General features: G+C 30.0%; 7 protein-coding genes and 1 tRNA gene. 2 read left to right on the top strand and 6 right to left on the bottom strand.

Annotated features, from left to right (window positions below; translation table 11 throughout):
• Positions 1-5: 5 nt before the first annotated feature.
• The 4 genes from ACFQZW_RS00600 to ACFQZW_RS00585 form a co-directional block, all read right to left on the bottom strand.
• A complete protein-coding gene (locus ACFQZW_RS00600) occupies positions 6-1,106 on the bottom strand; it encodes a sensor histidine kinase (RefSeq protein ID WP_298264759.1) in 1,101 nt (366 codons plus the stop codon).
• 156 nt (positions 1,107-1,262) lie between these two features.
• Positions 1,263-4,430 (bottom strand): WD40/YVTN/BNR-like repeat-containing protein, encoded by a 3,168-nt coding sequence (locus tag ACFQZW_RS00595; protein ID WP_386781278.1) that lies wholly within the window; start codon positions 4,428-4,430, stop codon positions 1,263-1,265.
• Between the two features lie 221 nt (positions 4,431-4,651).
• Positions 4,652-8,008, bottom strand: a complete 3,357-nt coding sequence (locus ACFQZW_RS00590) for a glycoside hydrolase family 2 TIM barrel-domain containing protein (protein WP_386781277.1) — start codon at positions 8,006-8,008, stop codon at positions 4,652-4,654.
• Between the two features lie 254 nt (positions 8,009-8,262).
• Positions 8,263-8,333: transfer RNA gene (locus ACFQZW_RS00585), tRNA-Gln, on the bottom strand.
• A gap of 170 nt (positions 8,334-8,503) precedes the next feature.
• On the opposite strand from ACFQZW_RS00585, the gene ACFQZW_RS00580 reads away from it, so the two are divergent.
• Both ACFQZW_RS00580 and ACFQZW_RS00575 read left to right on the top strand, forming a co-directional pair.
• Positions 8,504-11,599: a glycosyltransferase family 117 protein gene (locus ACFQZW_RS00580; RefSeq protein ID WP_386781276.1), complete on the top strand. Its 3,096-nt coding sequence runs from the start codon at positions 8,504-8,506 to the stop codon at positions 11,597-11,599.
• A 9-nt stretch (positions 11,600-11,608) separates the two neighbouring features.
• Entirely contained in the window at positions 11,609-12,235 is a 627-nt protein-coding gene (locus ACFQZW_RS00575) for a polysaccharide deacetylase family protein (protein WP_386781275.1), read from the top strand.
• A gap of 2 nt (positions 12,236-12,237) precedes the next feature.
• Here the strand turns inward: ACFQZW_RS00575 and ACFQZW_RS00570 are convergent, their stop codons facing one another.
• Entirely contained in the window at positions 12,238-12,537 is a 300-nt protein-coding gene (locus ACFQZW_RS00570) for a thioredoxin family protein (protein ID WP_298264750.1), read from the bottom strand.
• Between the two features lie 87 nt (positions 12,538-12,624).
• A complete protein-coding gene (locus ACFQZW_RS00565) occupies positions 12,625-13,836 on the bottom strand; it encodes a metallophosphoesterase (RefSeq protein ID WP_372802711.1) in 1,212 nt (403 codons plus the stop codon).
• Between the last annotated feature and the right edge of the window lie 17 nt (positions 13,837-13,853).

The following is a 13,853-nucleotide window of genomic DNA, read 5'->3' as shown; positions in this document are numbered from 1 at the left end:
TACATCTATAATTTAGGAAAATTAATAACAAAGGTAGTTCCTTTAGGGTAATTAGGTTCGTGTTTAATAGCTCCTTGATGGCTTTTAATAATACCGTGAACCACACTTAAACCTAGGCCTGAACCATCTCCAACAGGCTTTGTAGTAAAAAAAGGTTCAAATATTTTGTCTGAAATACTATTTTTTATTCCTGGTCCTTCATCAGAAATCTTTAATTCAACATCTTTTAAATTGTCTGTTACATTGATAATAATTTCCCCTTTTTCGGGTGAAAAATAAATGGCATTTAAAATTAGATTAAAAATAACTTGAGTGAGTTGAATGATATCTACTTTTAATTGAATTGAAGGATGACTATAGTTTAAATAATAGGTTATCTTGTTCTTTTTGAATGTTGGATCTAGTAAATTTATGGCGTCTGTTATTACTTCATTTATGGTTACTAGCTCTTTTTTTTGAGGCATCTCACAGGCAAAAAACATAAGTTTCTTGACCACTTCTCTTGAATAAATTGCACTATTGATAATTTTATCAATATCTTTTTCAGCTTGGCTATTTTTTTTTGACCTACTTTTTAACAGTTCAGCAAAACCTAAAATATTTGCTAATGGTGTATTTAACTCATGAGCAATTCCAGCTGTTATTTCACCTAATATACTAATTCTATCAGCTCGTTCAACTTTTCTTTTTAAAAGAGCTTCATTTTCTTGAATTTTTTTACGCTCTAATAAATTACCTATTTCAATAGCAACTTTAGCTAAAAGTAATTTTTCTTCATATAAAAATACTTTTTCTGTAAAATTAGTATTTAAATACCCTGCTTTTAAAACTCCTTCTTCTTTATTAAACATATGAATTGGTGAACTTATAAGAACCATTTTTTTTGGAAACTCTTCTGTGGAAACAAAAAAATCATCGGTTTTAATTTCTACACAGGCTTGTTCACTATAACGTAAAGCATCTTTTAGGCAAATAACTATAGCTTGTAAACTTTTTTGTAGTTGGTCATAATCACAATTTACTATAATCGAAGTAACCTCATATAAACAAGTAAGTTCTTTTATTCGTTCTTTTAGTTTTTCTTCTATAGTGATCAAAGGTACCATGTTACAGTTTTTTTGGTATTTCAATTTTTATAAATAGTTGGATAAATTTACTACATTTTTCTTCTTTGAAGTTATTTATTAAAGGGTTTTCATCTTAAATAAAAAAATCTCTTTAGAAAACTAAAGAGATTTTTATGACTATCAATAAAATTTTAATTAATCTTCATAATACCTACGTCTATCAGGAATATTATAAAGCACTCCTCCTTTTGTCTCAAACTCTTTTTGAAGCGTTGGTAATTTTTCCATCACTAACTTTTTTAAATCAGTTTCTTGAGCCGTAAACTGAGTTTTAGCAATTTCAAATTGTTCTTTTTGCGCTCCAGTAACATCTACTTGGGCAGATCTTGTAGCATACATTGAAAAACCAAGTCTGCTAGCTACTGAATTTTTTGCCCCAAAACCTCCTATAATAACTTTTGAAATAGCATCAGTTTCTTTCTGTAAATCATTAATCTTATCTACTAAAACACTTGCTTCAACAGGCATATTACTTAAAATAGTCTTCATATTTTTCAACGTAGTATTCACTTTCTCAATTTGTGTTCTACTTGCCATTACTTTTACATTTAAATCTGTAACTTGTTTTAGGAATTCAAAATTACTCTCATAATTTGGTGTTCCTAACCCATTTGGTAATGAAACTACTTTAAATGATTTTGGTTCAACTAAACGAGTAAATTCTCCTTTAACATTTTTATCAACTGCAACTTTATACTCTCCTGGAACCACTTTTGCGCCACGATTTGATAAATAACTTAAATCCCAAAAAATACTATTATATCCACTTTTTAATGGCGATGTTAATTTCCTCATAATATTATTTTTACTATCATATATGGTAAAAATTAATGTTGGTTTATCCTCTTGCTTTTCGGCCATTAATTCTTCTTCTGACGGATACACAAAAGTTCCAGATTTTTCAGCGGCTTTTTGAGCTTTAATTCTTTTTTGTTTTAAGGTTTCATACCCTGTTTTTACATAATATTCAAACTTGGCAGAAGGATTTGGGTTAGGCGTTCTAAAATGAACATCTCCTTGATAATTTAAATTACTTGATGGAAAATATAAAAGTGCGTCTTTAATCTCAAATAAATGTGCTTCCTTACTCTCAATCTCTTCATTTAAATGTCTTAATGAAGAATAATTGTCTAACACATAATAACCACGTCCAAAAGTTGCAACAACCAAATCATTTTCACGTTGTTGAATTGTTAAGTCTTTTACTTGAATTGTTGGGATACCATTTTTAATTTGCACCCATTTTTTACCTCCATCAATCGTTGTCCAAACCCCCCATTCTGTTCCAATAAATAAAATATTAGGGTTTAAAAAATCTTCTTGAATGCAATAAACAGTACCCGAAGGTAAATTTGCAGCAATTGATGTCCATGTTTTACCTTTATCGGTACTTTTTAACAAATACGGTTTAAAATCGCTGCTATTTTTTCTTCCGTCGAAACAAGCATATGCTACATTTTCATTATGTTGAGATGGCAGTACATAATTTACAAAAGTCATTTCTGGAACTCCTGGGAATTTATCAAACTTTGTCCAATTTTCACCATCATTTTCAGTAATCCAAATCAAGCCATCATCGGTTCCAGCATAAATCATTCCTTGCTTTAATGGTGATTCTGCTAATGCAAAAATATTTCCAAATTTAGAAGTTGATAAATTTTTAGCAATTGCTTCAGGTGGCCAAATTTTCCCCATCATTGGCAGACTATTTTGATCTATTTGACGGGTTAAATCTCCACTAATTTTTTTCCATGTACCTCCCATGTCTGTACTTTTAAATACATAATTTCCTGCTACATATAGTGTTTTTGAGTTAAATGGACTAAGAAAATATGGCGTATTCCAGTTCCATCTATATTCTTCATCAGTTGTTGGTTGTGGTTGAATTGAAATACTATTTCCAGTTGTTCTATCGTATCTTCTTAATCCACAATACTGAGACTCACAGTAATGGATATCAGGATTATTAGGATCAGGAATGGAAAGATAGCCATCTCCTCCAATGGTATACGTCCAATCTGAATTTACTAAGTTTCTTCGATGTGTTTGTGAAGGTCCAAACCAAGAACCATTATCTTGTGCTCCTCCATACACATTATAAAAAGGAAATTCGTTATCTACTCTTACATGATAGTATTGAGTTATTGGTAAATTATTCTTGAATTGCCAAGTTTTTGCTCTGTCAAACGTTTCATATAAACCACCATCGCATCCTACTAAATAATGGTTGGTATCCTTAGGATCAATCCAAATTGCATGATTATCCACATGTTTATTTCTTCCTTCAATATTTTTCCAAGTAACGCCTCCATCTTCAGAAAGTGCATTTCTTGTATCCATTAAAATAACTAGATTAGGATTTAATGGATCTGCATAAACTTCATTATAATACTGAGGACTTGTTGTTCCTTTATCGCTTCTTTTCTCCCAGCTTTCTCCCATATCGGTAGATCTATAAAATCCACTTTTGCTTCCAGGAAGCTCAATTACTGCATAAATTATATCTGGATTTGCTGGTGATAATGCCAACCCTATTCTACCAACATCACCCTTTGGCAGCCCTTTTTTAAGTTTTGTCCAAGAAGCTCCAGCATCAACAGATTTATAAATTGCTGATTCAGGTCCTCCATTAATTTTTGAATAAACTCTACGTTCGCGTTGATGAGCTGAGGCATATAAAATATCTGGATTTCTAGGATCCATTTCCATATCAGATACTCCAGTATATTCTCCAATTTCTAAAACTCTATTCCAAGTCTTCCCACCATCGGTAGTTTTATACAAACCTCTTTCTCCTCCTGGCCCCCATGCTTGCCCTTGTGCAGCAACATATACTACATTACTGTTTCTTGGGTCAATCATAATTTTACCTATTTGAGAGCTTGTTTTGAGCCCCATATTAGTAAATGTTTTTCCTCCATCAGTAGTTTTATAAACTCCGTCTCCATAGGCTAGGTTACGCTGAGAATTGTTTTCCCCTGTTCCTACCCAAACTACATTTGAATTATTTGGATCCATTGCTAAACAGCCAATTGAAAAAACAGATTGATCATCAAATATAGGCTCAAAAGTTGTTCCATGGTTTATGGTTTTCCACAAACCTCCTGATGCTACACCAACATAGTATTCTGAAGGATTATCAGGGTTTACTGCTAAATCAGAAATACGTCCAGAATAAGCCGCTGGACCTATACTTCTAAATTTAAGCATATTTAACATGTTTTCTTTTAATTCAAATTGTTTACTTTCTGAAGATTTTTTTTTCTTTCGTTGAGCAAAAAATTGAGTCGAAGGTACTAACATTAGTACACTTAGGAAGAATGTAAAAATCCATCCCTTTTTATACATTTTAAGCATTTGGTAATTGTTTAGATTAGTTTAATTTGATTATAAGTCATAAATTTAAGCATTTACTAAACCTTATTAATTTATTTTTTATTAAAATTTTGTGAAAAGAAGTTTTATGGTTTAACATAAAAAAACCTTTTAGCTAGCTAAAAGGTTTTAAAAATTTGTTTTGAAGTTTATTTTTTTGGAATCTTTAAATACTGTTTACTTAAATTAATAAAATCTTTGGTTGTTTTATTTTTATAAGGAAGTAAATAAAAAGAGTAAGAATGTTTAACATTTCCTTTTAACTGATATTTTTCTTGAGGCATCGAGTACCAACTATCATCTCCCCCTACACCTCTTTGACCTAGGTCAATATTTAATTGAATTAAATCTTTTTCAACAATATCAATAGTGTGTTTTGAAGCATTAATTTTAGGAATTCCATCAATTCTGTATTTTTCATCTACATCTTTTATATCACCATAAACTATACCCTCTGTGGTATCAAAATCTTCATTTGACATATGTAACGCACTCAACCCAAGCGCATTTAAATTTTCACCTGAAATCACTAATAATCCGTTATTTTTTTTATTTGAAAAAGAAGCCCATCGTACATCTGTTTTATAACCATTTTCTTGTGGTCGAATGTATGGTACGTATTGATCTTTTACTTTAGATTTATAAACATCAATAAAAGCTGATGCCTTTCTATCTTGATAATTTTCCCAAGGACCACGACCATAATACTCCATATTATCATACTCTTTTGGTAATTGCATACGCATTCCAATACGTGGAATATCTGCTAAATAGTTAGTTTGGTTTAATGTATTATTAATTTGTATGAAACCTTCACCAGTAATTGTATATTTGGTATTAAATGTAGTTTCAACTCCCGGTAAATTATAAGTCACATTTAACACCACATCGCCATTCTTATTTATAACGGAAGTTATTTTATTTACTTCTGAAAAAAGAGAAGCTTTTTTCCACTCAACATTTTTAAGATGCATTTTATTTCCAAAATCGTTATCCGTTACTGCTCGCCAAAAATTAGGTTGAGGCCCTTTTCCATCTTTTAAAAGTTCATCTCCTAAATATTTATAGGAACTAATACGACCTTGTTTTTTATTAAAAACTATAGTTACGTTTTTATTTTGTATTAAAATATTTTCTGAATTATTATTCAATGTTAACTCGTTCTTTTTAACAATGTTATTATTTTTAGCATATAAATATTTTGTTTTTAGTGCTATTTGTTCACGAGCCACTTCAAAGTTTTTTGGTAAAATTCCCCAGCTATTTTTAGTAGTTGCTGAAAACTCGACAAAATACTCAGTATTTTCTTTAAAATTGATATTGTCTAAGTTTATTCTAATTAGTTTCCCAGTGTGAGTTTCTACAGAAATATTACCTACAGTTATCGTTTTTAAAACAACCCCATCAGCCTTGATATTTGCTGTAATAGCAAACTGATCTAAGTTGGTAAAATCATATAAATTTTCGACTAAAACTCTTAATTCATTAGATCTATTAATTCCTTTGTCTTTAAAATTTATAAACTCATGTGCTTTTTTCACTTCATATAAAGCAGGTTGCGGTGAACGATCTGGAAATACAATTCCATTATTTAAAAAAGTATTATCTGTTGGCATATGTTCTCCATAATCTCCTCCATAAGCATAATAGCGCTCTCCATTATCATTGGTTTTCCAAATAGATTGATCTACCCAATCCCAAATAAAACCTCCTTGAAGATTGTCATACTTTTCTATGATATCCCAATAGTCTTGAAAGTTACCTGTACTATTTCCCATCGCATGTGCATATTCGCTTGGTATAAAAGGTCTATCGGTTTTAGATTTTCCTATCTCTTCAAAAAGTTGAGGTGATGGATATTGTGGTACAATAATATCGGTATTGATATCCATATCAAATAAATTTCCATCATTATCTTTGTATGTTCTTTCGTATTGTACTGGTCGCTTTGTTTTGTCTGCTAATTTAATTGCATTATACCCTTTAAAAAAGTTAACTCCATTACCTGCTTCATTACCCATAGACCAAATAATTACAGATGGATGATTTTTATCTCTTTCTACCATTCTAAGCATTCTATCTACATGAGCTTTTTCCCAATCTGGTTTTTTGGCTAATGAATATTTTCCGTAATACATTCCATGAGATTCAATATTGGCTTCATCTACTACATATATTCCATATTCATCGCACAATTCATAAAATCTTCTTCCCCTTGGATAATGACTTAACCTCACTGCATTTATGTTATTTTCTTTCCATAAACGAATGTCTTTTAAAATCATTTCTTCAGACATTACATGACCTGTTTCAGGATCTGTTTCTTGTGCATTGACTCCTTTTAGTGTAATTCGTTGTCCATTTACTAAAAGAAGTCCATTTTTAATCTCAACTGATCTAAATCCTATTTTAGAAGGAATTGCCTCTAGCAGCTTTCCTTTAGAATTTTTCAACTCAATAAGCAGGGTATATAAGTTTGGATGCTCTGCGCTCCATTGTTTTACTTGCTTTAATTGATCATTAAAATTTATAGTCTCATTTTTTATAGAATTAATGGTAACTTTTGATTTTCCTGATGAAATAATTTGTTGATTTTCATCAAAAAGTTTATAGCTCAATTCAACTTTTTTTGATTTTGATGTATGATTATTTAATGAAACGGTAATGTCAAAAATTCCATTCTTATAACCATTATCAAGTGTAGAAACAACTTCAAAATCTTCAACTCTAACTTTAGGCTGCGCGTACATATAAACACTTCGCTCAATTCCACTAATACGCCAAAAATCTTGACATTCTAAATAACTACCATCAGTCCATCTAAAAATTTGAATTGCAATGGTATTTTTTCCTTCTTTTAATGCTGAAGTGATGTTGAATTCAGAAGGTAATTTACTTCCTTGAGAATATCCAATATATTGTCCATTTAACCAAACAAAACCTCCAGACTTCATAGCTCCAATATGCAAAAACACTTCCATTTCAGTCCAATTACTATCCACTGTAAAATCTCTTCGATAAGAACCAACAGGATTGTAATTATCTGGAACATCTCCTGGGTTTTTAGGATACATTTTATTTTCTAACTCCATATCATCAGCAATCATTGCTTTGTAATCTGCAAATTCATATTGATGATTTACATAAATAGGAATTCCGAAACCTTCAACCTCCCAGTTAGAAGGCACCTTAATAGTTTCCCAATTTGAAATATCGGAATTAGGGTTCATAAATTCCGTAGGTCTATCTTTTGGCGATTTTACCCAATTAAATTTCCAAAAACCATCTAATAATTTATAATAAGATTTTGATATATCATTTGTTAACGCATTTTCAGAAGAAGAAAATGAACTAAATGATGCTCTAGGTTTTAATTTATTATCACCAATCATTTGTTTATTTTCAATATAAAATTTGTAATTAGTTATTGGATTTTTTTCTTGTGAAAATATTTGTGTAGTAAATCCAAATAAAATAAAAACTCTTAGAATTAAATGTTTTTGCATGATGTTTAAATTATTTCTTACAAAATAAATGTATTTTTTACTATTATATATGTTTTTTTAAAATAATCTATAAACTATGTTTCTAAATGGTAGTTCAAAAAAACATTATTTAGCTAAAAATAAGAAATACTTAGCTACTTTAATCAACTATAAACCAACTGAAAAGAATATTATGCATTAAATTTTTTAATGAAGCACTTAAAAAACAAAAATCCCTCTAAACTCAATGTTTAAAGGGATATTTTATTTGCTTGTTGACCCACAAGGACTCGAACCTTGACTGACGATACCAAAAACCGGAGTGCTACCATTACACCATGGGTCATTTTGCGAGTGCAAATTTAAACCAAAGTTTTAATTCAACAAATAATTTTTAGTTTTTTTTAAAGAAAAAATTTTTAACGATACTTTAATAGTTATTTCTGAGTTCATAGCGTTCTTACTTTCAATATTTAAGTTTAATTTTACTAAATTCGCCTCGATAAATTTTTTTTTATGAATTCATTCAATTTTACTAAATGGAACACCATTCTTGGATGGGTTGCCTTTTCTATTGCACTACTTACTTACACTTTAACTTTAGAGCCAACCGTTAGTTATTGGGATTGTGGAGAGTATATTTCAACTGCTGTAAAACTGGAAGTTGGGCATCCTCCAGGAGCTCCTTTATTTCAAATGTTAGGAGCATTTTTTGCCATGTTTACAAGTGAGGTTACAGAAATAGCTAAAATGGTTAATTTCATGTCTGCTTTAGCCAGTGCATTTACCATCCTGTTTTTATTTTGGACTATTACAATTTTAGCTCAAAAATTAGTAAAAAAAGCTTCCAATTCAACTGAAATATCTAAAAGTTCTTTTATTGCAATATTAGGTAGTGGTTTAGTAGGGGCATTAGCCTATACATTTTCTGACAGTTTTTGGTTTAGTGCGGTAGAGGGTGAAGTTTATGCAATGTCTTCATTTTTAATGGCTTTATTATTTTGGTTAGGATTAAGATGGGAAGCGGTCTTAGACCAACCTCAAGGTAACAAATGGTTGCTATTAATAAGCTTTGTTGTTGGGTTATCTTTTGGAGTTCATATACTTTCATTATTAGTAATACCTTCCATAGTATTTTTATATATTTTCAAAAAATATAAAACTTTAAACACCAAGCAGTTTATAATTGCAAATATTGTTTCAATTATGGTATTGGTATTTGTTTTTAAAATGTTATTCCCTTATACTTTGAAATATTTTAGTGCTTTAGAATTATTTTTTGTGAATTCAATTGGGCTGCCATTTAATTCAGGAAGTATTATCGCTGGAATTGTATTAATTGCAGCATTTTACTATGGAATTAACTACACTCATAAAAAACAATTGGTAAACGCTAATACAATTATACTTTCTGTATTATTTATTATGATTGGTTTCTCATCCTGGCTTATGTTACCTATTAGAGCCAATGCTAACACTACCATTAATGAAAACAATCCATCTAGTGCACGTGAGTTATTAGCTTATTATGACCGTGAACAATACGGCGATGCCAATGTATTTTACGACACTTATTATTCTTTGGTCTATAATAGAGAATCAGATAAAAGCAATCCAACCAAAGATGATAAGCCAAAATATGAAAAAGATGAAAAAACTGGAAAGTATGTGATTGTTAATCATTATAAAGATGCACTCCCTAATTGGAGCAGTAAACACAAAGGATTTATTCCAAGAATGGTAAGTACTGATGCCTCTGTAATTAGAAATTACAAGGCTATTGCTGGAATTCCACAAGCAAGCAAAAGAAGACCAACTTTTATTGAAAACATCAAATTTATGGTTGATTTTCAATTTGGATACATGTATGGAAGATATTTTATGTGGAATTTTGTAGGAAGACAAAATGATGAACAAGGACAATTAGACCTACAAAATGGGAATTGGTTAAGTGGCGTTAAATTTATTGATGAATGGCATTTAGGCCCTCAAACCAATTTACCTTCAGATGTAAAAAACAACAAAGGTAGAAACACCTACTATTTTTTACCTCTAATTTTAGGTTTAATAGGATTCTTTTTTCATTTAAAAAAGGATAAAAACGACTTTTACACCTTATTCCTATTTTTTGCTTTCACTGGTTTAGCAATTATTTTTTACACCAATCCAAAACCATTTGAACCTCGAGAAAGAGATTATGCCGTAGTTGGTTCATTTTATATTTTTGCTATTTGGATTGGATTTGGAGTATATGCTCTTTACGACAAACTAAAAAATTACGCCAATAAAAATTCAGTTGCCATTGCAGTTTCATTAATTTCTTTACTTGCTGTACCTACCCTAATGGCTTCAGAAAATTGGGATGACCATGATAGATCTAACAGATACACATCACATTTAAATGCAAAAGCTTATTTAGATTCTTGTGATGAAAATGCCATTTTATTTACTATTGGTGATAATGATACCTTCCCATTATGGTATATGCAAGAAGTGGAAAATTATAGAACCGATCTTAAATTGATTAACACCAGTCTTTTTCAAACCGACTGGTATATTGATCAAATGAAGCGTAAAACATATAAAGCGCCTCCTATTCCATCACAATTAACCCATGACAAATACAAATGGGGAACTCTAGATGTAGCTTATTATTTTGAAGAATTATTCCCTCAGTTTAAAGATTCTGTTGTAGATATTGATTATTTTATGAAATGGATTGAGAGCGATAATGACGTAACTAAATACGATTTAGATGATGATGGAATTTTTGAAAAAGTACTTCCAACAAATAAAATTAGAATTCCAGTTGATAAAAATGCGGTGCTAAAAAATGGTATTGTTGCCCAAAAAGATGCCGATTTAATTGTTCCTTATATTGATATTGAATTTAATGGTGCGCTTACTAAAAACAGAATTTTAATGTTAGATATTTTAGCTAACAACAATTGGAAACAAGCAATCTATTTTACAGGTGGTGCTCAAGCTGATGAAGAATATATTTGGCTAAAAGATTATTTACAGTTGGATGGTATGACTTATAAGTTTGTGCCAATTTTAACACCCGATGAAGGAAATTTCTTTGAAATGGGAAGAATTAACACAGACATAATGTATGAAAATGTTAAAAATTGGGATTGGAGAAATATCACCGACGACAATATTTACTTAGATCCTGAAACACGTAAAAACTCCGTTACCTATAGAAATAACATGGAGCGCTTGGCTCGAAAATTAATTGAAGAAAATCAGTTAGATAAAGCAGCAGAAATAATTGATATTTCGTTAGAAAAAATGCCTGTTCACAAATTTGGCCATTACAGCATGTTAATTTCATATGTAGATTTATATTATATGCTAGAAAAAACTGAGAAAGCACGTAAATTAACTGCTGAATTAAATACTGTTTTACAAGAACAACTAACCTATTACAGTCAGTTTGACCCTAATAATATTGAAGGCGTTTTTGATGAAATTGAACGTAGCTTAAGAATGTACGATCAAATTGTAAGAACTACCATTCGTTATGATGAAGAAGAATTTTCTACAGCAATGAAAGAAGAATATGTTAGCTATTTAAAATTATTTGATTTTTTAATTGAAGACGAATAATTCAAAAATATGAAACCATATTTTATTAAAACTCCAAGTTTTCTTAAATTATTTTTCAATAATTGGGCTTGGAGTTTTTCTAGAAAAAATAAAGTTATTTACCTAACATTTGATGATGGTCCTACCCCAGAAATAACTACTTGGGTTTTAAAAGAATTGGCTAAATACAATGCAGAGGGTACTTTTTTTTGCATAGGCAAAAACATTCAAGAAAACACAGAAATTTATCAAAAAATTATTGAGGCAAAGCATTCTATTGGTAATCACACATTCAATCATTTAAATGGTTGGAAAACTACTACTTATGCATATATTGATGATTGTTTAAAAACAACTAATTTTATTAATAATACCTCTAAACTTTTCAGACCTCCTTATGGGAAATTAAGTTTATCGCAATCAAAAAAACTAAGAAAACAAGGTTACAAAATAATTATGTGGGATGTGTTAAGTGCCGATTTTGATTTAAAAATTAGCCCTGAAAAATGTTTAGAAAATGTGGTTAGAAATACTGAAAATGGAAGTATTATAGTTTTTCACGACAGCTTAAAAGCTAAAGAAAAACTATATTATGTATTGCCTAAAATTTTGGAATACTACTCGCACAAAGGTTATAGTTTTAAGAAAATAACTTAAAACTATACGTATTGTTGCACCAAATTTATAAGTGTATTAGCGTCTTGAGTACCTGATTGACGCCATTTCATTTCACCATCTTTATAAATTATAAATGTAGGATTCCCTTTTATTCTTAAAGCATTAGCCAATACTTCGTTTTTTTCAATATCTATTTTAATCACCTTTGCTTTATCACCTAAAGCAGCTGCAACATCACGAAGCACACTGTGAAAATCATCGGAATTTTCTTCTTCCCATTCTACATAAAAATCTATTAAAACAGGGATATCTGAGCTAATTAATTCTCCAAATTTTGCCATATTCTTTTATATTTTTTTGAACAAAACCTCAAAAAATAACAATTTGTAACTATACAAATGTAACATTTTAAATTAAAAAAAGGATATCTATTTCTTTTTCAGTGTAATTACTGTAATTTCTGGCCAAATTCCAACTCTTCCAGGAAAAGCTAAAAATCCAAAACCGCGATTAACATTTAGATACTTTCCATACTCTTTATAAATGCCTGCCCATTGTTTATACACATATTGTACCGGACTCCACTTAATTCCTGGTATTTCAATTCCAAACTGCATTCCATGGGTATGGCCACTTAATGTCAAGTGGTACTTTGTATCATGGTTTTTCACTTCTGTATTCCAGTGAGATGGGTCGTGGCTTAATAAAATTTTAAAGTCTTCTTTTTTTACTTTTAATGAAGCTAAATTTAAATCTCCAGCTTTTTTAAATCGAGTTCCCCAGTTTTCAACTCCAATTAAGGCAATTTTATCAGTTTCTTTTTCTAAATAAACACTATCATTTAACAATAAGTTAAATCCAATTTTTGGATGAATATCTTTTATAGCTTTAAAATTTTCTTCTTTTTCTTGCGGGGTTTTAAAACGCACATATTCTCCATAATCATGATTCCCTAAAACTGAATACTTACCGTCTTTTGCTTTTAATTTGCTAAAATTTGAAATCCAAGGATCCATTTCATCTGCAGTGTTATTAACCAAATCACCCGTAAATAAAATTACATCAGAGTTTTGTTCATTTATTAAATTAATTCCATAGTCAATTTTTGATTCATTATCAAAGCTACCACTATGTATATCTGAAATATGTGTGAGTTTATAACCATCAAAAGCAACTGGTAAATCATCAAAATATAACGTGTGCTTTATAACTTGATAATTATATTTTCCTTTAACCATCCCATACAAAACTGAACTAAATGGAATGGCTGCAATTCCTAAAGCAATTTTACTAACAGCTTCTCTTCTTTCTGGAAAAAAATTCCCAGTGTGTTTAGATGAAAAATAATTGAACCCTGATTTTACAATTCTAAAAATATCTTCACTAAATAACACAACAATTGCCAGTATTTTTGGAGTAATTGATAAAATTACCAAGCCAAAAGCTAACATCACAGCTTGCGTTAATCCTTTCGAATTATTAAAAGTTGTTAGTTGATAAATAACATTTCCTAAAACCGCAAACGAAATTATCCAATAAAACAGCAATATATACTTGTTTTTGGTAATGGTTTTTACGCTTTGAAATGCATAAAAATCAATAAACAATACAAAAACAATAAAAATAATCCATCTAATCATAAAATAATCTTCTTTTT

The sequence above is a fragment of the Lutibacter aestuarii genome (assembly GCF_042676885.1).
Lineage (GTDB): Bacteria > Bacteroidota > Bacteroidia > Flavobacteriales > Flavobacteriaceae > Lutibacter > Lutibacter aestuarii.
Note: the sequence above shows the minus strand (reverse complement) of the source record. Positions and strands in the feature narration are given on the sequence as shown.